The sequence below is a fragment of the Desulfovibrio desulfopostgatei genome, assembly GCF_053570645.1.
Genome location: NZ_JBRBQS010000002.1, coordinates 2,462,565 through 2,483,857 on the forward strand (window position 1 = coordinate 2,462,565; position 21,293 = coordinate 2,483,857).

General features: G+C 58.0%; 19 protein-coding genes. 5 read left to right on the top strand and 14 right to left on the bottom strand.

Going from position 1 to position 21,293, the window contains the following annotated elements; translation table 11 throughout:
- Positions 1 to 46: 46 nt before the first annotated feature.
- The gene (locus ACUZ9Q_RS10930; RefSeq protein WP_449247880.1) at positions 47 to 1,054 is read right to left on the bottom strand and encodes a DMT family transporter; all 1,008 of its coding nucleotides are present in this window, start codon (positions 1,052 to 1,054) and stop codon (positions 47 to 49) included.
- Positions 1,055 to 1,163: 109 nt separating this feature from the next.
- Here ACUZ9Q_RS10930 and pdxR point away from each other — a divergent pair, with 109 nt between their 5' ends.
- Positions 1,164 to 2,597 carry a MocR-like pyridoxine biosynthesis transcription factor PdxR gene (pdxR, locus tag ACUZ9Q_RS10935; protein WP_449247881.1) on the top strand — a complete coding sequence of 478 codons (1,434 nt, stop codon included), beginning with the start codon at positions 1,164 to 1,166 and terminating at the stop codon, positions 2,595 to 2,597.
- A 135-nt stretch (positions 2,598 to 2,732) separates the two neighbouring features.
- On the opposite strand, the gene ACUZ9Q_RS10940 is transcribed toward pdxR, so the two are convergent.
- From ACUZ9Q_RS10940 to ACUZ9Q_RS10975, 8 genes are all read right to left on the bottom strand, one after another.
- A complete protein-coding gene (locus tag ACUZ9Q_RS10940; RefSeq protein ID WP_449247882.1) occupies positions 2,733 to 4,532 on the bottom strand; it encodes a methyl-accepting chemotaxis protein in 1,800 nt (599 codons plus the stop codon).
- Positions 4,533 to 5,087: 555 nt separating this feature from the next.
- A complete protein-coding gene (gene ilvC, locus ACUZ9Q_RS10945; RefSeq protein WP_022659635.1) occupies positions 5,088 to 6,089 on the bottom strand; it encodes a ketol-acid reductoisomerase in 1,002 nt (333 codons plus the stop codon).
- A 345-nt stretch (positions 6,090 to 6,434) separates the two neighbouring features.
- Complete coding sequence (gene ilvN / locus ACUZ9Q_RS10950) at positions 6,435 to 6,923, bottom strand: acetolactate synthase small subunit (protein ID WP_022659634.1); 489 nt, start codon at positions 6,921 to 6,923, stop codon at positions 6,435 to 6,437.
- Positions 6,924 to 6,934: 11 nt separating this feature from the next.
- Positions 6,935 to 8,626, bottom strand: a complete 1,692-nt coding sequence (ilvB, locus tag ACUZ9Q_RS10955) for a biosynthetic-type acetolactate synthase large subunit (RefSeq protein WP_449247883.1) — start codon at positions 8,624 to 8,626, stop codon at positions 6,935 to 6,937.
- Between the two features lie 25 nt (positions 8,627 to 8,651).
- Entirely contained in the window at positions 8,652 to 8,879 is a 228-nt protein-coding gene (locus tag ACUZ9Q_RS10960) for a DUF465 domain-containing protein (RefSeq protein WP_022659632.1), read from the bottom strand.
- A 210-nt stretch (positions 8,880 to 9,089) separates the two neighbouring features.
- The gene (locus ACUZ9Q_RS10965) at positions 9,090 to 9,392 is read right to left on the bottom strand and encodes a YggT family protein (protein ID WP_192113955.1); all 303 of its coding nucleotides are present in this window, start codon (positions 9,390 to 9,392) and stop codon (positions 9,090 to 9,092) included.
- A gap of 47 nt (positions 9,393 to 9,439) precedes the next feature.
- The gene (locus ACUZ9Q_RS10970) at positions 9,440 to 10,132 is read right to left on the bottom strand and encodes an HAD family hydrolase (protein WP_449247884.1); all 693 of its coding nucleotides are present in this window, start codon (positions 10,130 to 10,132) and stop codon (positions 9,440 to 9,442) included.
- Positions 10,129 to 11,049 (bottom strand): hypothetical protein, encoded by a 921-nt coding sequence (locus ACUZ9Q_RS10975; protein ID WP_449247885.1) that lies wholly within the window; start codon positions 11,047 to 11,049, stop codon positions 10,129 to 10,131. Before ACUZ9Q_RS10975 ends, ACUZ9Q_RS10970 begins: the two co-directional genes overlap by 4 nt.
- A 228-nt stretch (positions 11,050 to 11,277) precedes the next feature.
- On the opposite strand from ACUZ9Q_RS10975, the gene pdxS reads away from it, so the two are divergent.
- Complete coding sequence (gene pdxS / locus ACUZ9Q_RS10980; protein ID WP_192113958.1) at positions 11,278 to 12,159, top strand: pyridoxal 5'-phosphate synthase lyase subunit PdxS; 882 nt, start codon at positions 11,278 to 11,280, stop codon at positions 12,157 to 12,159.
- On the top strand, positions 12,159 to 12,737 hold the full coding sequence (gene pdxT, locus ACUZ9Q_RS10985; RefSeq protein ID WP_192113959.1) for a pyridoxal 5'-phosphate synthase glutaminase subunit PdxT: 579 nt from the start codon (positions 12,159 to 12,161) through the stop codon (positions 12,735 to 12,737). Before pdxS ends, pdxT begins: the two co-directional genes overlap by 1 nt.
- 242 nt (positions 12,738 to 12,979) lie before the next feature.
- On the opposite strand, the gene ACUZ9Q_RS10990 is transcribed toward pdxT, so the two are convergent.
- From ACUZ9Q_RS10990 to ACUZ9Q_RS11005, 4 genes are all read right to left on the bottom strand, one after another.
- On the bottom strand, positions 12,980 to 14,263 hold the full coding sequence (locus ACUZ9Q_RS10990; protein WP_215648041.1) for an L-cysteine desulfidase family protein: 1,284 nt from the start codon (positions 14,261 to 14,263) through the stop codon (positions 12,980 to 12,982).
- Between the two features lie 47 nt (positions 14,264 to 14,310).
- Positions 14,311 to 15,495: a dicarboxylate/amino acid:cation symporter gene (locus tag ACUZ9Q_RS10995; protein ID WP_215648042.1), complete on the bottom strand. Its 1,185-nt coding sequence runs from the start codon at positions 15,493 to 15,495 to the stop codon at positions 14,311 to 14,313.
- 76 nt (positions 15,496 to 15,571) lie between these two features.
- The gene (locus ACUZ9Q_RS11000; protein WP_215648043.1) at positions 15,572 to 15,946 is read right to left on the bottom strand and encodes a RidA family protein; all 375 of its coding nucleotides are present in this window, start codon (positions 15,944 to 15,946) and stop codon (positions 15,572 to 15,574) included.
- 163 nt (positions 15,947 to 16,109) lie between these two features.
- Complete coding sequence (locus tag ACUZ9Q_RS11005; RefSeq protein ID WP_027180974.1) at positions 16,110 to 16,781, bottom strand: helix-turn-helix transcriptional regulator; 672 nt, start codon at positions 16,779 to 16,781, stop codon at positions 16,110 to 16,112.
- Positions 16,782 to 17,028: 247 nt separating this feature from the next.
- Between ACUZ9Q_RS11005 and ACUZ9Q_RS11010 the strand changes: the two genes are divergently transcribed.
- Both ACUZ9Q_RS11010 and ACUZ9Q_RS11015 read left to right on the top strand, forming a co-directional pair.
- Positions 17,029 to 17,424: a TraR/DksA family transcriptional regulator gene (locus ACUZ9Q_RS11010; protein WP_192113396.1), complete on the top strand. Its 396-nt coding sequence runs from the start codon at positions 17,029 to 17,031 to the stop codon at positions 17,422 to 17,424.
- A 109-nt stretch (positions 17,425 to 17,533) separates the two neighbouring features.
- The gene (locus ACUZ9Q_RS11015) at positions 17,534 to 19,288 is read left to right on the top strand and encodes a lysophospholipid acyltransferase family protein (RefSeq protein WP_192113395.1); all 1,755 of its coding nucleotides are present in this window, start codon (positions 17,534 to 17,536) and stop codon (positions 19,286 to 19,288) included.
- 268 nt (positions 19,289 to 19,556) lie between these two features.
- On the opposite strand, the gene ACUZ9Q_RS11020 is transcribed toward ACUZ9Q_RS11015, so the two are convergent.
- Complete coding sequence (locus ACUZ9Q_RS11020) at positions 19,557 to 21,218, bottom strand: bacteriohemerythrin (protein ID WP_192113394.1); 1,662 nt, start codon at positions 21,216 to 21,218, stop codon at positions 19,557 to 19,559.
- Between the last annotated feature and the right edge of the window lie 75 nt (positions 21,219 to 21,293).

A 21,293-nucleotide genomic window follows, 5' to 3' on the forward strand; every position in this document is an offset into this window, starting at 1 on the left:
GCGCATCTCTGCCGGAACAGCCCCATCGGCCCGAAATATTTTTTGTCTACGGCTCTTCCGCCACGGCAGGCTTGCACCGTCTGCCCAGCCAGCGGGCGATCACAGGGGGCAGCCAGCCAGCGCCCTTTTGCCCTGCCCCGGCAGCTTTATCCCTGCTTGGCGTGTACTGCCTTTTGACAATATAGACGCCCGCCAGCACCACCGCTATGCCCAGAACTTCCAGACCCGACAATTTCTCTGAAAATATGGTCCACGAATACACAGCCGCAATGGCAGGCTGGCAAAGACAGATCACCGCAGAAAGGTTGACGCTGAGCTTGCCCTGACAATGCGTGAGCATGTTGTGCCCTATCACCTGTACACAGAGCGTAAGAGCCAGTATGGGCCACAAATCGTCCCAGTTTCGCGGAATCTGCAAACCCTCCACAGCCCACGAGGCAAAAAACAGGCCCACGAGTCCGCCAACGGCACTGCCAAGCATTATGACGCTACTCTCCATCCTGTCGCGCAGGCGGTAGGCAATGAGCAGAAATCCCGCGTAAAAAAAGGCCGCAGCCAGTGCCAGAAAATCGCCAAAATAGTTGCCCGGCACAGGGCTGGCCTTGCCCCCCACCAATAGCACCACCCCGGCAAGGGTAACAGCCGCGCCGGGAATGAACAGCCTTGGCAGCCGCTCGTGAAACAGGAAGTACGAAACCGGAATGACCGTGAACGGCGTCAGATTGGTGAGCAGGTTGGCATTGGCAACCGTTGTATAGCTGAATGCCGTGTTCCACAGGGCCACATCGCCCGCCAGAAACAGGCCGGATAACAGCAGCAGGACAACATCCCTGCCGCTGAGCCGCCCAAGCCTGCCGTAGGCCAGCGGCCAGAGCAGAGGGATGGAAAACAGCATGCGGTACATCCCGGTATTGATGGGGGACAGGCCGCTCTGTCGCACAAATATGCCCCCGGTGGCCAAAAAGGCCACTGCCAGCACCGCCAGCAGAACGTATCTTGTGCCGTTCCCCCGCCGCATTCCGCCCTGCGGCACTGTATCGCCTTGCGTGGACATGGAGCCTCCCATCCTTTTGTTGTGTTTGCTGCCCCCTTTGATACAGTGGACATGGCACCATCAAAAGTGCCACATGACACATATTTTATGGTGCCACCTGGGAGCAGACATGATCAGCACGGGCAAGGACGGCTCAGGACCGCTGTATTTGCAGATATACAGCCAGTTGAAGCAGGATATTGCCTGCGGCGCGCTTGCAGAAGGCACAGTTCTGACCGGCAGCAGGATGCTGGCATCCATGCTGGGGGTCAGCCGCAATACTGTGGACAATGCCTATAGTCAACTGGTAGCGGAGGGCTACATAGCTGCCCGCAGGGGTGTGGGCTTTGTGGTGCAGCATGTTCCCAGCATTGACGCTCCAGCCGCGTCACCCGGGCACGCAGCGCCGCAAACTACGCAACGCCCCTCGCAGCTTGAAACATTTGCGCACGGGCAGCCCCTGGTTTACGACCTGACAAACAGCAGCCACACCGTTGATCTTTTCCCCAAAAGCCTCTGGAAAAAATACACCTTTGAATGCCTTGAGATGCTGGAGAGAGAAGAAAAGATCTCTGCCTTGCAGGTCATGCAGGGCGAACCCTACCTGCGCAAAAACCTGCTGGCCTACCTCAAGCGCATTCGCGGCGTGAACTGCACGGAAGACCAGATCGTCATAACCTGCGGTTTGCAGCAGTCCCTGGAATATCTGTGCAAAATAGCAGCTCAGCGCGGGCAGAAAATCCTGATGGAAGAACCCGGCTTCAACAAGGCAGCCGCCGTGTTCCGCAACAACCACCTGCCTATCGAGACCGTGCCCGTGGACGATAACGGCTTGAAAGTGGCCGACCTGCCCCACAGGCCACAGGCCTTTGCCATCTACACCACGCCGTCCCACCAGTTCCCCACAGGGGTCACGCTCCCCATCGGCCGCAGGCATGCCCTGCTGCGCTGGGCGCAGAGCAACAACGTCTACGTGCTTGAAGACGACTTTGACAGCGAGATGCGCTACTATTCCAAGCCCATTCCTTCGCTGCAATCCATCGATACGGAAGCGCGGGTCATCTACCTTGGCACATTTTCCAAGGGCATATCCCCTTCCATCCGTATGGGGTACATGATTCTGCCGCCGCAGCTTGCCGCCGCCTTCCACGAAATGTTTGACGAATACAACAGCACCGTCCCCGTACTGAACCAGTACATCATTGGCCGCCTGCTCGAAACCGGCCAGTACGACAGACACATCCGCCGTCTGAGCCATGTGTTCAAAAACCGCCTTGAGCTGTTCATTCAGGAATTTTCCCGCCTGGGATCGGGCCTGCGCATTACAGGCAACGGCACCGGCCAGTATTTTCTTTTGCGCTTTTTTGCCGGTACAGATCAGAAGCTGCTCATAAAAAAAGCCCTGGAGCAGGGTGTGCGCGTCTACCCCACCATGCAGTTCTGGCAGGACAAGGCCGAATGCCCGCCGGACACGCTGTTTCTGGGTTTTGGCAAAATTCGCCTTGAAGACATACCAGATTGCGTGACGCGACTTAAGATTGCCTGGGCGGAATGGCTGCATTGAGAGGGGGCAGATAGCCGCCACACCGGGATGACCAGGCGGATGACCCGCCAGAACACTTCCGCATCCTGAATGCAGAGGGCCTCTGCACGGCTTTGCACCGCACAGAGACCCCTCAGTGTTGCAAAAAAACAGCCCCTAATTTTTCATGTCCACAATCAGCTCGGCCAGCCCCCTGGCCTGAACTGCCAGATCGGCCACGGCCTTTTGAGCCTCATTCATGGCTTCTGCCGTCTGGTGGGCAACCTGTGTGGCATCATCAATTGAATGATTGATTTCTTCGCTGGCGGCAGACTGCTGCCCGCTGGCCTCGGCAATGGCGTTCACCTGGCTGGCGGTAGCCTCAACGGTAGCCACAATTTCTTCCAGAGCCTTGCCCGACTGATTGGCAAAATCCGTGGCCTGCTCCACCTGCCCCACGGCACTGTCCATATCCGAAACGTTCTTGGCCGTGCTTTCCTGAATGGCCTTGATGGCGTTGCCCACATCCTGGGTTGAGGCAAGGGTTTTTTCCGCCAGTTTGCGCACTTCATCAGCCACCACGGCAAAACCGCGCCCGGCGTCGCCCGCGCGGGCAGCTTCAATGGCGGCATTGAGCGCCAGCAGGTTGGTTTGGTCCGCGATATCGGAAATAACACCCATGATGCGCGTAATGGCCTGTGAATGGTCGTTAAGTTCGGCCATGCCATCCCTGAGCCGCAACGAGACTTCGTGAACATGACCAATGCTCTGCACGGCCTTTTCCACAATGCCCGCTCCGCTCAGGGCGCGCTCACGCGTCTGACCGGCCGCGTCGGATGCCGTTGCGGCGCTGAGCGCCACCTCCTGTACGCTGGCGTTCATCTGGTTCATGGCTGTTGCGGCCTCTGCAAGCATCTGGGCAGAATGCACGGCCCCTTTGTCCGACTGCTCTATCTGGGCCGAAAGCTGGGTAGAGGCAGTGCTTACAGCCTGGGCAACCTGCTCCAGCCTTTCCGCAGCCTGAAGCATGGCAGCGGTTTTGTCCTTTGCCTTGAGTTCGGCTTCAAGAGCTTCCGCCTGCGCCTGTTGGGCTTCACTGGCGGCCTTGCCGGCAAGACGGCTCTGTTCCTCGGCCTGACCGATAAATTCCTTGAGCTTCACAACCATTGCGCTCAAGGCCTGTTGCAGGGTCGCCACTTCATCACGCCCGGTTGTTTCAAATTCTTCATCAAGGTTGCCCTGCGCCACGGCGCGGGCATGCCGGGTTATACCCGCAAGAGGACGCGTTATGGACACGACCATGACATAGGAAAGCGGGCAGACCACCAGAAGCAGTATAGCCAGAAAACCACCGCCATAGATCGCCAGCTGGCTGTGCAGGATGGAGCGCATGGTGGTGATGAGGTGGCTTTCGGCCTTGTCCACATTGTCGATATACACGCCCGTGCCAATCCAGAAGGGCGTGCCCGCGATAGCTTCCGCATAGCCCAGCTTGAACACATCGCCAGAACCGGGCTTGGGAAACACAAAATCCACAAAACCGCCGCCGCGCTGCGCGGCCCTGTACAGTTCACTGACATAGTGAACGCCCCTGCTGTCGGCGGTTGAAGCCAGATCCTTGCCGATCAGTTGCTTCTGCAAGGGGTGGGCAGCACTGACCGTGCCCTTGTACACATAAAAATACCCGGAGCTGTCATCCTCAAACCGGGCGCTGTCCACATACTGCGCGATGGTGCGCAACTGCTCGGCCTCGGGCTGGCCTTGCGTCATGCCCGCCAGACCAAGCGCCTGGGAATGAGTGATATCCTTGATGCGCGCCCTTTGGGAGTCGAGCAGCATTTCCTTGGCAAGTGCCGTGCCGTCAGCAATGACGCCTTCCGTCATGCGCACGGACAGGCCCGCGATGGAAATAATCAGGGCGATCATGATGATGACAAAAAAGATAATCCGCTGACTGATGCTGAAATTTCTGAGCACGTCTTAATCTCCTGAAAAATCAAGGTGCAAACCGACACGCCGAAAAGCCGCGTCAACTCTCCTGCGCAGGCGCGCGCTGTTGCAGCGGGCGCGGGGCGCAAAAAAGTACCGCGCGGGCACATTGCCAGGGCAAGTCATACCAGCGTAACTGGCTGCATAAATGGGCGGTCGCAAGGCAAAGGCGGGAAGCAATGCACACATGATAAAACCAAAAGCGGAAAGGCCATGCCCGTAAAATACGGCACACCGATGCAGCCCGCAGGATGCTCCGGCGCATGGAAGACAACAACCTTCTATACAAGCTGTATGGCCTGATTGTGGCAAACAGTAACTATTTTTGCAACATACAAAAGTCGATAAAATTGATCAAGATACTATGACAATATCTCATACCCACCTGAAATAATGCTGGCTGCGCCAAAATCCACTACGGGCTGGCCCTTTGAAAGGAATCGGCTTTGCGATTTGCAGCAGGTATAAAAATTGGGGCCTCTCACGGAAATACCGCGAAAAGCCCCAACAAAACGCTTTCAGCCTGCGGCTGAAACAGCGGAACTAGTCTTTCTTGTCCTTCTTGAGCCAGGACATCATGCCGCGCAGTTCCTTGCCCACCTTTTCGATCTGATGTTCAGATTCGTTGCGGCGGGTGGTGAGGAACATGGGGTACTTGGCGCGGGCTTCAAGAATGAAGTTACGCGCAAACACGCCGCTCTGGATGTCCTTGAGCACGCCCTTCATTTCCTTTTTCACCGTTTCGGTGATCAGGCGGGGGCCGGTGACGTAGTCGCCGTATTCAGCGGTGTTGCTGATGGAGTAACGCATGCGGGAAAGACCGCCCTCGTACATAAGGTCAACGATGAGCTTCATTTCGTGCATGCATTCAAAGTAAGCCATTTCGGGCTGATAACCGGCTTCCACCAGGGTTTCAAAACCGGCCTTGATCAGGGCGGAAACGCCGCCGCAAAGTACGGCCTGTTCGCCGAAGAGGTCGGTTTCGGTTTCTTCACGGAAGGAGGTTTCAATAACGCCGGAGCGGGCGCCGCCGATGCCCTTGGCATAGGCCAGAGCAATCTTGAGGGCTTCGCCGGTGGCGTCCTGATGAATGGCCACGAGGCAGGGCACGCCGCCGCCTTCGGTGAAGGTGCGGCGCACCAGATGGCCGGGGCCCTTGGGAGCGATGAGGAACACGTCCACATCCTTGGGCGGCTGGATCTGGCTGAAGTGGATGTTGAAGCCGTGGGCGAACAACAGGGCCTTGCCCTTGGTCAGGTGGGGCTTCACGTCGTTTTCGTACACGGCGGCCTGCACTTCGTCAGGCAGCAGAATCATGATCAGGTCGGCCTGAGCGGCGGCCTCGGCAGCAGACACGGGGGTAAAGCCGTGCTCCTTGGCCAACTCGTAGTTGGCGCCGCCGGGGCGCTGACCCACCACAACCTTGACGCCGGAATCACGCAGATTCTGGGCATGGGCATGGCCCTGACTGCCATAACCGATGATGGCCACGGTCTTGTTTTTCAAACAATTAAGGTCTGCATCCTGATCGTAATAAACTTTCATCTGAACATCCTCTGAGATCACTCACGGTTAGACAAAAAAAATACATCCCTTGCCGCCCTTGCGGCAAGGACAGAGGGGGGCCGACTGGATACGGCGGGCAAGGCCGCCTGTGGGACGCTTTGCCAATGACCCGGGCTGGTTTGTATGGATATACTCACCACCCCGACCTCATGCGCGTTGTCAAGGAGACCTTGTGGGCCATTGACACGCTCACGGGCTAACGCTCCTGTAATCTCGCGGCGCAAGGCCGCGCGACCGGATTCTTCACGCGTGTGGCAGCCATGCCTTGCGGGGTGCTTTGTGCCAAACACCCCGGCAAAAGGCCGCACTTCGCGTCCCGGAACCCTAATCCGTTTTCTTGGAACGACGCATGGCAACTGCGCCTGTGCGCGCCAGTTCCTTGATTCCAAACCGTTGCAGCAGGCTGATGATGGCGTCCAGCTTGTTCTGATCGCCAGTGGCCTCAATGGTCATCTCATTGGGGCTTACATCAACCACCTTGCAGCGGAATATTTCAACAGTCCGCAGAATTTCGCCCCGCATGGGGCCTTCTGCCTGCACTTTGACAAAGATCATTTCACGCGCCACAGCGGGAATATCCGCAAAATCCACCACCTTGATGACCGAAACAATCTTGTGGAGCTGCTTCATGATCTGCTCCAGAATAAGACTGTCGCCATCGGTGGTGATGGTCATGTGCGAAACGCCCTCTTCCAGGGCCGGGGCCACATTGAGCGAATGAATATTGAAGCCGCGCCCGCTGAACAGGCCAGCCACGCGGGAAAGCACGCCGGGTTCGTTTTCCACCAGCACGGAAAGCACATGTCGTTGCATAGCCATCTCCCTTACACCAGCAACATTTCATCAAGCGCCGCACCGGCGGGCACGATGGGGTACACGTTTTCTTCGCGCTCAACTACCACGTCAATGAAGGCAGGGTTGGGCGAAGCAAGGGCCTTTTCAAGCACGGCCCTCATGTCTTCAGCCTTTTCAATGCGATAGCCTTCGGCCCCGTAGGCCTCGGCCAGCTTCACAAAGTCGGGCTGGGCTTCCATGTTGGTGGAACTGTAGTTGTTGTTGTAAAAGAGCTCCTGCCACTGCCGCACCATGCCCAGATAGCGGTTGTTCAGAATGACGACCTTGATGGGCAGCCTGTTGGCCACCACGGTTGCCAGCTCCTGAATATTCATCTGCAGCGAGGCGTCGCCTGCCACGGCAATGACCTTTTTATCCGGAAAGGCAAACTGCGCCCCCACCGAAGCGGGAAAGCCGTAGCCCATGGTGCCGAGGCCCCCGCTGGTCAGCAGGGTGCGCGGCTTGGTAAACGAATAGAACTGGGCTACCCACATCTGGTGCTGGCCCACCTCGGTGGCGATGATGGCATCGCCGCCGGTGATGTCGTAAAGGGCCTCAATGACCGACTGCGGCTTGATATTGCCGTTGCACTGGTAACACAGGGGTTTGCTCGCCTTCCATTCGGCCACGGCGGCAATCCAGGCGGCATGTTCGCCAGCCCAGTCCTTGTTTTCCAGCTTGGCCTCGCAGATTTCTGCAATGCCCTCCAGCGCCAGGCGGCAATCGCCAACCACAGGGACATGCACTTCCACATTCTTGCGAATGGACGTGGGGTCAATGTCGATGTGCACAATGCGGGCCTTGGGCGCAAAGGCCGCCAGCCTGCCTGTAACGCGGTCGTCAAAGCGCGCGCCCACGCACATCAGCACATCGCAGTTGTTGATGGCAAGGTTGGCCGCATAGGTGCCGTGCATGCCCACCATGCCCAGCCACAGGGGGTCGGTGGCCGGAAAAGCCCCAAGCCCCATGAGGGTGCAGGTAACGGGAATGTTCAGCTTGCGCGCAAGGCCGGTGAGGGCCTCTGCCCCATCAGACAGAATAACCCCGCCGCCCGCCAGAATCACCGGGCGCTCTGCCTTTGCCAGTTCTTCCACCGAGCGGCGCAACTGGTTCAGGTTGGGCTTGTAGGTGGGGTTGTAGCTGCGCATGTAGACGTCTTCAGGCCAGACAAATTCCGCCCGCTTCTGCATGACGTCCTTGGGCAGATCCACCAGCACCGGGCCGGGACGGCCCGAACGTGCAAGGTAAAAGGCCTGACGGATGGTCAACGCCAGTTTTGTGATGTCCTTGACCAAAAAATTATGTTTGGTGCAGGGCCGGGTAATACCCACGATGTCCACTTCCTGAAAGGCATCGTTGCCGATCAGCTGGGTGGGCACCTGCCCGGTAAACACCACCAGAGGAATGGAATCGGAGTAGGCTGTGGCTATGCCCGTGACCGTATTGGTAGCTCCAGGCCCCGAGGTGACCAGGCATACGCCGGTCTTGCCCGAGGCACGGGCATAGCCGTCAGCCGCGTGCACAGCTCCTTGCTCGTGCCGTACCAGCACATGGTGTAGCTCGGGATGTCGCGGTAGTTCATCATAAATATCAATGACCGCACCGCCCGGATAACCGAACAGCACATCCACGCCCTCTCGCTTCATGGACTCAAGGAGAATCTGCGCACCAGTACATTCCATGTCCGACTCCTTAAAAAAAGCCCGGCTATCCTTGTTTCTTCAGACGATCAAGAACGGCCATGAGCTGGGTTTTTCCTTCGAGCTTCTGCTTTTTCAATTGCTTGAGCGTCTGCTCTTCAGTGGGCGAACGGAAGGCCTTGCCTTCGAGCTTTTCCACCTGTTTTTCGTAGAGCACGTGATCTTCCCAAAGGGATTTCAGCTCCGGATCAGTGGTAGCGTACTTTTCCAGCAGTTCCAGTTCTTGCTGATCCATAAGAAATCTCCATTGTTAGATGTTCATAGGCTGTTGCCTGCGCATCAACTGAGGCTTTTGCTCAAGGGGATCGGCCCGCCTGTGCCGCTGCGCCGATGTGGCTTTGTGCAGTGCGGCTGCAAGTCGTATGGGCTTATTCTCCTGGCGCGGATTCTCAGATATCCGCATGGAGCAGCGTAAAAAATCAGTCCTCCGGCGGCGCCAGTTCTTTTAATGGAGCGTCATCGCGTACTGGGCCAGCGAGGTGATGACAATCCGGTTAAACAGCTCAATGGCCAGCAGCACCACCACGGGCGAAAAATCCATGCCGCTTGAATAGGTAAACGGCAACCACTTGCGCACACGGTAAAACACCGGCTCGGTAAGTGCGCGCAGGGTGCGCACAATGGGATTATACGGATCGGGGCGCACCCAGGTGAGCACAGCCGCGATAATGACAATCCAGAAATAAAGACTAAGCAGAGACCCGAGCACCAGGGCAATAGCGCTCATGGTATTGGCAACAACAATCATGCGCCCTCCAGCGTGGCTTTCTTTTGTATTCGCAACGGGGTCAAGCCTTACAGGCCGGAAACAGGCGGCAGCACTGCGGCCAGCGCTGTGTGCAGACCGAGATAATCCGCCGCCGTAATCTCTCCCCGTAACGGGCCGCCATTAAATGCGGCAAATATCACGCCCGCCCCCCGGGCTGCCTCCTTGTCGTGCTCGCTGTCGCCAACAAAAAGCACCTGCTGCGGAGGGCTTTGCCACGCGGCGCATATGTGCCGCGTACCCTCGGGCGAAGGCTTGGGTGCGGCTGTATCCGCCGCGACCACAGGATTAAAATAGGAGGGCAGGGAAAAAATGTCCAGAACCGTTTGTATTCCATCGAGCTTTCGGTTGGTGTGCACGGCCATGCGCACCCCCCTGCTCCGCAGATTGCCGATAAAGTTCATAAAACCGGGCTGTAAGCGCAGCAAGGGCGTAATATCGCGTCGGTAAACAACCTCGTTTCTTATGACGTAATCGATCTCGTGGTGCAGGTGCGGCGGCACAATATGCAGCAGCGCCTGCTCTGATGTGGCCATAAAACTGTAGTGTTCCTGTTCCGGCGTCATGGGCGGCAGCCCAAACCAGGCCAGCACCCGGTTGTAATAGATGTTGTTTGCCGTGCGCGAATCAATCATCACGCCGTCGCAGTCAAAGATCACGCCAGCAATGCCGTGCGGGAACAAACCTTGCGCGGTGAGCTGCTGCGCCTGCTGACCGCTCATGATCCGGCCCTCCAGGTGATCCACACCCGCTCGGCATCAAGCGGCGGCTGCCCTGTGGGGCGGGTATGCCCAAGCAGTTTCCAGCCCGGGGCGCGGGCTTCTACCACCACGGGCAGCGGTCCACCTGCGGGGGCCGATTCCGGCGCGCCCAGCAGGCCCTGATGCTCTGGAGCCGGGGCAAAATCCAGCATATCCAACATGTCCTCGCGCATGGCCCCTTCAATAATAATAGGCGCATGGGGCGGCACAAAATAGAGCGCGTTGGCCATTACCAGCCGCCACGGCGGCACAAGACCAGTATCAAGAGCAATGGGCGAACCAAGGCGCACCAGATCGCCCGTAAGCGCATCCGGCGTCAGCCCGGCCAGGTCGTCATCAGGGTCAACACCAAGAGAAGCTGTCAGGCTGCCTGCATTTTGGGCAAAACTCGCGGTCAGATCCGCCAGATCAGCCAGGCTTTCCTCCTGCTGCCAGACCCAGAGCAGGGTCTTCTGCGCCTGAGTGCGCGCAATCAGATCCTTGCGGGCCGCCTCTGCCGCCAGAGCGGCTGCGGCATCGCCATCAGATTTTTCAAGGCCGGAGAGCATGGCCATTTCTGAACTGCGGCGCGCGGCGCGCACATTGCCAGCGGCGGCAGCGCCTACTGGCAGGCCAGAAAGGGCCGCATCGCCCATCTGTTGCAGATCGCCAAGGCAGGCCACGGCCTCGCGGGGTGAAAAGGGATAGGTATCCGGGCAAAAAAAACCTTCGGCAGGCGCATCAGGCAGACCGGGCCACAGGCGCAAAGCGCCAGCCCAGTGTGGGTCTGATCCTTTTCCGGCGGCAGAGGTCTGGCCGGACTGAGCGGACGCTTCAAAAGCGTGCAAAGGCAGTGGGCCGCGAAGCAATGGCAAAAGAATGGGGAAACTTTCTGTCATCATACTTCCTTTTGAGTCCTTAAGCATAGCCAGAGGACGCCCGAAGCGCAAGCCGCATGGGCCGATGACGGAAGTTTTTTGCGGCGGGATGTCCTGCTGCGGAGCATGTCAGGTATCATATTGTCAGGTGCGGCTTATTGACATATATACACGCCAGCAAAGCCGCCGCATGTGCGGCATGCAGACATCATCACCAGCCGGCCTCCGGCTCAGAAGGAGTAGAAAGATATGGAACAGGGCACCATCCGCCTGAAGACAGGCCTTGCTGAAATGCTCAAAGGCGGCGTGATCATGGACGTCACCACTCCCGAACAGGCTAAAATCGCCGAAGCAGCGGGAGCCTGCGCAGTCATGGCCCTGGAACGCGTACCTGCCGATATTCGCGCCGCAGGCGGCGTGGCCCGTATGGCCGATCCCACCATCGTCAAGCGCATCATGGAAGTGGTGAGCATTCCCGTCATGGCCAAGGCCCGCATCGGCCATTTTGTTGAAGCCCGCATCCTTGAGGCCATGGGCGCCGACTACATTGACGAAAGTGAAGTGCTCACCCCCGCTGACGACAAGTACCATATCGACAAGCGCGATTTTACCGTGCCTTTCGTGTGCGGCTGCCGCAATCTGGGCGAAGCCCTGCGCCGCATCGCCGAAGGTGCAGCCATGATCCGCACCAAGGGCGAACCCGGCACCGGCAACGTGGTTGAAGCCGTGCGCCACTGCCGTCAGGTTATGGACGACGTGCGCAAGCTGTGCAGCCTGCCCGAAGCCGAAGTTGCCAACTACGCCAAAGAAATCGGCGCTCCTCTTGAAGTGTGCTACGCCGTTCGCAAGGAAGGCCGCCTGCCCGTGGTGAACTTTGCCGCTGGCGGCATCGCCACCCCCGCTGACGCCGCCATGATGATGCACCTCGGCTGCGACGGCGTGTTCGTTGGCTCCGGCATCTTCAAATCCGGCGACCCGGCCAAGCGCGCCAAGGCCATTGTGCAGGCCGTGACCAACTACAACGATTTCGCCATGCTGGCCGAAATCTCCCGCGATCTGGGCGAACCCATGGTGGGCATTGAAATTTCCACCATTCCTTCTGCCGAACGCATGCAGGAACGGGGTTGGTAATGTCGCAGCTTTGCGTAGGCGTTCTGGCTCTTCAGGGAGCCTTTCGCGAGCATGTGGCCGCTGTTGCCAGCCTTGGCGCGACGGCCCGCGAGGTGCGCCAGCTCAAGGATATCGAGGGCATTGATGCCCTGATCATTCCCGGCGGCGAAAGCACCACCATCGGCAAACTGCTTAACGAATGGAACATGCTTGAGCCCCTGCGCCAGCGCATACTCGACGGCATGCCCGTTTACGGCAGTTGCGCCGGGCTTATACTGCTGTGCCGCGACATTGAAAACTCAGACCAGCCACGCCTCGGCGTGCTTGACGCCACCGTGCGCCGCAACGCCTTTGGCAGGCAGGTGGACAGCTTTGAAACCAATCTGAGCATACCCGAGATCGGGGCAGACCCCCTCCCGGCGGTTTTCATTCGCGCTCCTGTCATTACCGGCGTGGGCGCGGGCGTAAAGGTGCTGGCGGAGGTTAACGGTCAGGCAGTAGCCGTGCGCCAGAACAATATTCTGGCCACGTCCTTCCACCCCGAGCTTACGCCAGACACGCGCATGCACAGCTACTTTCTGTCCTTCTGCGGCAAGTAGGCCGCTGCGGCAATCCGCCGATAAAGCCTGATATAAAGCCCGTCCCGCATTGCGGGGCGGGCTTTTGCGTACTGAAGTAGGCAACGCAGACAGAACTCATTGAACAGATTGCGGATTTGCCGCATCACAAAAAAGGCCCCTTCCACGCACCCTATCCATTACTGGTAAAGGCAACGACAGGAAGGGACCCTTGCAGCTCAGTTCTGGCCTTTTGCTACTGAGGGAATGCCGCTACAGCAAACTCAGCTTTTCGCCACCATGATGTCCAGCACCACGCGGTCGGCCTGAGCCATACCGTCGCAGCCCAGCCGGGCCAGATTGGCAATGCATTGTTCAATATCGTCTTCAACAATGCCTTCATTGCGGGTTACGCCCATGCCATCCATAGCCAGCATGGCAGATTGCACGCCCGCGCCCACCGCCGAAGCGACCTTCATGGCGCAACCGGTCTTGGCGCCATCGCAGATCATGCCCGCCACGTTGCCCACCATATTGCGGATGGTACGGTCAATCTGCTCTATCCCGCCGCCAAGCAGCATTACAATACCGCAGGCGGAGGCCATGCTGGCAACCGTAGCGCCGCATAAAGCCGAAAGCCGCCCCAGACGATGCTTGACGTGAATTGAGGTAAGGTGGCTCATGATCAGTGCCCTTGCCAGGGCCTCGTCCCCTGCTTCCAGCCGCATGGCAAAGGCCACCACCGGCATGGTGCAGGTTATGCCCTGATTCCCGCTGCCGGAATTGCTCATCACAGGCATCATCACGCCGTCCATGCGCGCATCGGAAGCGGCAGCCGTCAGTTTGACCGCCAGGGTGGTCACATCGTCGGACATAAGACGTTTGCGGATATTGCCATCAATGGTGCGTCCTACCTGCAGGCCGTATTCCCGGGCCAGGCCTTCCAGAGCCACCGCTTCGTTGAGCCTCGCGGCTTCAAGAATAAAGCTGATGTCTTCAAAAGGCGCCTGCGTGGCAAACTCATGAATGGCGGCAATGGACAGCGGCCATTCTTCACTTTTTGCAGTGGTTGCGTCATCTGGCTGCTCGCGGCTGAACAGCACCTTTCCATCGCGCTCAATACGCACAATGTTGGTGTGCTCATGCTCAAGCACAGCCCGGCCTGTATGCCCCCCGCCTTCCACGAGAACTTCCGCGTACAGCAGGGGCGAGCCTTCGGCAATGCCCACATGGACGCGGCCGGCTTCGACCATATTGCGGCCCGCTTCGGCCTGTTCGGGCGTAAGCTCCGCCAGCACTTCAAGCCCGCGCGCAGCCTTTCCGCCAATCGCCCCGACAGCAGCGGCAATATTCATGCCCGTGGCACCGGTGCCGGGCACACCAACACCCATGCCGTTTTTCAGCAAATTACCGCTAACGAGCACCTTTATGTTCTCGGGCTGGCAACCCAGGGCCTCAACGGCATGGGCAGCAGCCAGCGCCACGGCTACTGGCTCTGTGCAACCTAGAGCGGGCACTACTTCCTTATGCAGCAGTTCAATAAAACGGGGCCACTGGGAATTGGGCATGTATGCTTCCTCGCATTTATTGCAGGGGGTTGTTATATTCATGATTTTCAGGCTTGGCTGACCTTGCCTTTTGACCGGTTGAAAAGGCCTTCCAGCATCAGGGCCATTGCGCCATCGCCGGTAACGTTGCAGGCTGTGCCAAAGCTGTCCTGCAGGGCAAATATGGCCAGCAGCAAGGCCACCCCGGCAGGATCAAAACCAAGCACGCTCACCACAATGCCAAGAGAAGCCATTACTGTACCGCCAGGCACGCCCGGGGCACCGATGGCAAACACCCCAAACAGGGCAATGAATACCGCCATTGTCGCCGGGCTGGGCAAATAACCATACAGCAACATGGAAATGGTCATGGCAAAAAAAGTTTCCGTCAGCACGGAACCGCAGAGATGGATTGTCGCCCCAAGGGGCACGGCGAACTCCACCATTTCTTTGGAAAGCACGGAAGACCGCGATGCGCAGGAAAGGGAAACCGGCAGCGTCGCCGCGCTGGACATGGTGCCAACAGCAGTAAGGTAGGCCGGGCCATAGTGGCGCAGCACCTCAAGGGGATTGCGACCAGACACAATACCGGCAATGGAGTACAGCACGGCAAGCCAGATGTAGTGCCCGAGCAACACGAGAATGATAACTTTCAAGAATACGGGAAGCTGCCGCGTGAGGCTGCCTTCGTAGGCAAGTCCGGCAAAGGTGGCGGCAATAAAGAGCGGCAACAGGGGAATGACCACGTTGCTCACGATCTTGAGCATGATCGCTTCCAGCTCGTCCAGCAGGCGCACCATGATTTCAGCGCGCGTCCACAGCGACGCTATGCCAATAAGAACAGCCGTTACCAAGGCTGTCATGACTGGCATGACCGGGGGGATATCCAGCTTGAAGAGCACATCAGGCAGAGGATGCAGGGCAGCCACCGCCGTGGGAACGGACAGATGGGGGATGATGGCGTATCCGGCGAGGCAAGACATGGTGGCCGCGCCTACTGAAGAAATGTAAGCAATGACCAGCGCCGCAATCAACATGCGGCTGGCGTTCTGTCCAAGCCGGGTAATGGCAGGCGCAATAAACGCAATGATAACGAGCGGCACGGTGTAAAAGATTATCTGGCCCAGAACATACTTGAGAGACATTACAACCTGCATGACATTTTCATTGGCCGCAAAACCGATCAGTGCGCCAATGACAATGCCTGCCAGCAGCTTGAGGATAAGGCCGAATTCGTTCTTGCTCTTGGACATGTGGTGTCTCCTGACGATGAAGTACCGTTCAGCGGCCCCATGCCGCCGATGCTCAGACAGCTAAGCCCACTTACGTCTACAGGACGGCGACTGCTTCAATCTCGACCTTTACTCCAAGAGGCAAGGCCGCTACCTGTACGCAACTCCGGGCAGGAAAAGGCTCTGCAAAATAGGTGGAGTACACCTGGTTTACAGCGGCGAAATCACCCATGTCAGCCAGAAACACCGTAGTTTTTACCACGCGGTCCATGCTGCTGCCGCCAGCTTCTACAACAGCCTTGACGTTTTCCAGCGACTGACGGGCCTGGGCAGCCACATCATCGGGCACAGCCTTGGTGGAAGGCTCAACGGGTATCTGGCCGGATGTAAAAAGAAGGGTGCCGCAGACCATCCCCTGAGAGTACGGGCCAATGGCTGCTGGGGCCTTTTCCGTTGCAATACGCTGAGACATTTGACGGATTCTCCTTAACAAGTTGTTAAAACAAGATGTTTTGCGCTGCCCCGTTAAGGAGACCATACGCCCTGCAAGCACAGCTATCGCAGTGAAATAAAATTATCTTGATAATAATTTTTTGTCAACGTGATAGAAAAAAATCATACCACAGAAAACACCCTCAGGAAGAAACCCGCTGCAAATACCTGTAAACGGTGGCCTCTGACGCTGCCAGATGGCGCGCCACAACCGCCACAGCGCCTTTAAGCAAAAACACGCCCTTTTCGTTAAGGGTGCGTACAATAGCTATTTTTTCATCTGCCGTCATGCGATCCGGCGGGATATCCGCGCCATTCACCGCCTGCTGGATAATGCTGCTGGTCAGGTCTTCCAGCGATTCAGCAAATGTTTCAAGAGGATGTCCATTTTCAGCGTCCGACCTGGGCTTTTCCATTCGCGCCCGCGATATGAAGCGATCAAGCAGATCGCGCGCCTCAATCAGCGGGGCCGCATCCATGTTGAGGCATAACATCCCAGCCAATGAACCATCGTCTTCACGGATAAAATACGTTGCCGAATGAAGCTGACGACCGTCCTTGCTCTGCGTTTTATAGCCCGTAATAAAAGGCGCGGTCATCCAGGTGCCGTCCTTGATAAGGCGTAACGCCATATCCGTAATGGGCGATCCCACGCGGCGTCCGCTTATATGGCTGTTGGCTATCGCAAGTACAGAGCTGTCCGGCCTGGTGGCATCGTGCAGCACGACTTCACAGTCAGCACCCAAAAAAGCGCCCAGAAAGTCCACAATAGGGATAAACCGCTCTAACGTTGAGGGCTTTCTATATTCGGACACAACTTCCTCCCTGGCTACATCATGATGATAAATTATACGCATGAGAAAATTATTGCACAAACACCCCCCTGTCAACAAATCTTCCCCTGAGTGAAGCCTGTTCAGAAAGCACAGACTCCGCCTCCACCACTTTGCCGCTAACATGACGCACAAATTCACATGGGCGTCACCATAACGCAAACCAGCACACTCATGATGCCCAAAGAGCAACAGTTCAACCATCGGAAATTCTCCGAAGGAGGCAGACATGGACAATTTGCACACTTTGCAGCGTCTTCAGGGCGAACTGAACGAAGAAATGCACCGTCTCACCCTGCTGCGCGATGTTTTTCAGGCCCAGCACTGCGCGGACGAACTGGACGCGGCCAGCCATCTTGAGGCGGCCCACATAGCCCATTGCAGCGCCCGCCGCAGTTCCCAACGCATCCGTGAACTCCAGAGCCTTGTGGCGCTCCTGCGGCACGGCGGCCCCCGCCGCTGCGAAGAATGCGGCGAGGAGATCCCCATTGCCCGCCTTATGGCCGCCCCAGGGGCGACACGTTGCTGCGAATGCCAGCAGAACATTGAAAACGACCTGCGCACAAACATGATCCAGATGAAGGCAACGCCGCTTCCTCAGGAAGTGTGCGCCGAATACTGCTAGGCTCCCGAATTTTACCATCGCCCGGACCGGCGCACCACAAGACGCAGAAAACGGAACCAGCCGAGCATGCGCCCACGCGCATGCCCAGCCCAAGCACAGGAGAATCCCCATGCCCGGCAATGCTGATATTTTACCCCTTGCACCTGGCCGCCCGCTGGTCAGAAGCGTCGGGCGGCTGGCCCGCGCCCTGGCCCGTCAGCTTTCGGGTTTTGCCCGGTTGGAAAAGATGGCCGACACACTGCCCCAGTGCGGCGATCCTCAAACCTTTGCCACCGCCTGCCTCACCGCGCTGGATGTGCATACGGAATGCCTGCGCGGCGATCTGGAGCGCATCCCTGCCCGGGGGCCGGTGGTGCTTTTTGCCAACCATCCCTCCGGCGCGCTTGAAGGGTTGATGCTTGCAGCCCTCTGCGGCAAGGCACGTCCCGATCTCAAAATTCTTGCCAGCGATGCCTTGCTGCGCATTCCCCAACTGGCGCAGCTTGCCCCCATGCTGCTGCCCCTGAATCTTTCTGGCGGCGCAGCCGCCAACGCCGCGGTGCTGCGCACTGCCATGACCCACCTGCGATCGGGCGGAGCACTGGGTATTTTCCCTTCCGGGAGCGTAGCCCGCTGGCAATTTGGACGCGGCATTGCGGAACAGCCATGGTCACGCCTGCTCAGCAGGCTTGGCGGTCGCAATGCCGATATCCCCGGCCTGAATTTTGTCCCCCTGCATATGTCCGTACGGCAGAATCCCCTCTTTATCGCCGCAACAGCGCTCAAGGAGAACGTGGGCGAGGCCCTGTTGCCCAATACCTTGTTCAAACAACGGGGAAGCACTGCCCGCATGATCGTGGGCGAGGCCATCCCCGCAGAAATTCTGACGGGGCTGAACCATGAGCAGCGCACCCACTGTCTGGGGCTTTGCCGTTCTGCCCTAGGCTCTGAACACGGCGCAGCCGGGCACGCAGCCAACTGCCAGCCCCTGGCCCCTGCCGCTGCCAAGATGGATATAATGGTCAGCCTTGCCGCCCTGCCGGAAAACCGCATGCTGGCCCGCGAAGGCCGCTACTGCGTCTATCTGCTTGAGGGCGACGAATCACCCCTGCTGCTGGACGAACTGACCAGAAGGCGCGAAGAGGCCTTCCGCGCGCTGGGTGAAGGATCGGGACAGGCGCGGGATACCGACCGCTACGACCCCCTGTATTCACACCTTCTGCTCATGGACGAAGAAGGCAAAAACATTGCCGGTTCATACCGGGCACGCGTGGTACGACCAGAAGGAACCTGGCAGTATGACAAAAAACGCCTCTATACTGCCTCGCTCTTTGAATACGAGCCGGAATTTTTCCGCCAGTGCGGTAATGCACTGGAACTGGGGCGCGCCTTTGTCTGCCCCGAATACCAGCGCGATTACACGCCCCTGCTTCTGCTGTGGAAGGGCATTGGGCAGATGGCCCTGCGCAATGGCGTGCGTACTCTTTTTGGCCCTGCCAGCATTGGCCTCAACTATCGTCCGCAATCGGTAGACCTGCTCTGGCGGCACCTGCGCCTGCGCCATTGGGATACCCCCCTGGCAAGCATGGTACGTGGCAAACAGCCCCGCAAACTGCGCGAAGAACTGCCCTTTGCCCAGCACCTTGATTACAAGTCCGTCAACGCGCTGGTGCGGCAGATGGAGGGGGGGCGCACCCTGCCCATACTTTTTAAACACTACCTGCAACTGGGCGGGCGCATTGCCGCCTTTCACGAAGACAGAACCTTTGGCACCCTTGATGCCCTGCTGGTGGTGGATCTGCTCAACGCGCCCGACAAACAGTTGCGCCGCTATGTGGGAGAGGAAGGCATGCGCAGGCTGCGAGAGGGCAGCTGGCCCGCATAGGACAGACGAGCATCAGGATATTTATGAGGGAAGGCTCTTTCGCAGTCCTGCCCTGAAATTTTATCCCAGCATCAAACGATGGCAGTAAGCCCCAGTGAAACTGGGCAACAACAGATAGTAGTCTGACGCGCCATCTGCGCACAGGGGCCATCACGCAAGCCCGGGCGTGACGGCCCCTTTTTCTGCAAGCCCTGCACACAAGCAAAGAAGCCCCGAAAGGGGCTTCTTTGCTTGCACAAAACATCTTCGATTTTCATGACTGACGGTTTTACGCTGGTTCCTTGTCCTCGGGCTTGAGGTAGGGCAGATAGGTGGGGTCAGTGCCCATGATGTGCTGTACCAGCCAATCCTTGAGAAAGGTCAGCAAATCCATGCTCACGGTGGCGGTGCCCATACGCAACTGCTCTTCCACTTCATCCAGCTTGGCAACAAACTTTTTATGGATCTTCATGTGTTCCGCTGCTGCCTTGTAGGCGGGGACATTGAACAGTTTTTCTTCATCGCCAAAATGGGTGGCCGTGTAATCGCGCAGTTTTTTGAGCACACCGATCATTTCAGACACGGGCTTGTTATGCGTCATGGCCTGATGCAGTTCGTTGATATACTCCACCAGCAGTTTGTGTTCTCTGTCCACCAGGGGGACGTGCAGCTCAAGCTTGGGCGTCCACTCCACAAACTTGTCGGAGAGGGCCTGGTCAAAATCGCCTGCAACAAGCGCGTTGACGATCATATCCAGCTCTTCCATGCCGCTCTGGAAGGTCAGCAGCGAGGCCGTAAACATCTCCATGTTTTTGGAGGTGCTTTCTGCCACCTCTCGGACTTCTTCCAGCGCGCCGCTGGTTCCAGTGCTCTGCTCGGACTGCTCAGCGGCACCGGCAGCGATGCTGGCGAGGTGCCCGGCGGTATCCGCCATGCTCTGCAGAATAGCACGCATCACATCACCGGCATTGGTGGCCTTGTCTGCCGCGTCCACGCTCAGTTGCGCGGCCTTGTCCACAGTCAGCACATTGCGCCGGGTTTCATCCTGAATGGCCTTTACGGCCTCCTCGACTTCCTTGGTGGCGCCCATGGTTTTTTCAGCCAGCTTGCGCACCTCGTCGGCCACCACGGCAAATCCGCGCCCGGCCTCGCCAGCGCGCGCCGCTTCAATGGCGGCGTTGAGGGCCAGCAGATTGGTCTGATCTGCCACTTCGTTGATGACGCTCATGACCTGACCGATATTGCTGGCTTTTTCGCCCAGCCCGGCCATGGCTTCCTTGAGTTGCACGATGGTGTCGCGCACACTGTCAATGGAGCCAACTGCGCCTTCCACTTCCTGTTCGCCCGTGGCGGCGCTGGCGCTTGAATTCTGGGCGTTTTCCGAGAGTTCACGCACACGCAGGGAGGCCTGACTGGCAGAATCGGCCACGCGCTCCATAGCCGCGCCTGTTTCCACAAGTCTGTCGCGCTGCACGGCAACGCCGCCATTTACGTCCGTAATGAGGCTGGCAAGCTTGCGCATGTCGCCAGAAAGTCTGGTGCACACCGAATGGGCCTTGTGCAGGGCAATAATGCCCTTTTCACGCCGTTTGCGCAAAGTTACGACAAGTTCCTCAGACTCCTTGAGCTGCTTGGCAAGTTCGCTGTTCTGCGCCTGCAAGGATTCCACAACCTGAGCGTCCGCCTTGGTTTTCAGCGTTTCGCGCAGGCTTTCAATGCACTGCATGGCCCGCTGTTCCACATCGCCATCAGCCGCAGGCGCTGAAGCCTGAGCGTCGAGATACTGCGCCAGACGGGCAGCGCGGGAACGCCCACTCAGCCAGAGCCAGATGTTTGCACCGGCGCAGACAAAAATAATGCCGACTACCAGCCAGCTCATACCCTGTATACCGCCAAAAACGGCCAAACCGCCCAAAGCGGCAATGATTACTACCTGAAGCGCAATGCCCATATATGCCTACCTTAGTTTATCTTGCTTATCGGCTTTTTTCTAACTACCCTTACCCCTAATAGTTGTAAATCTCGT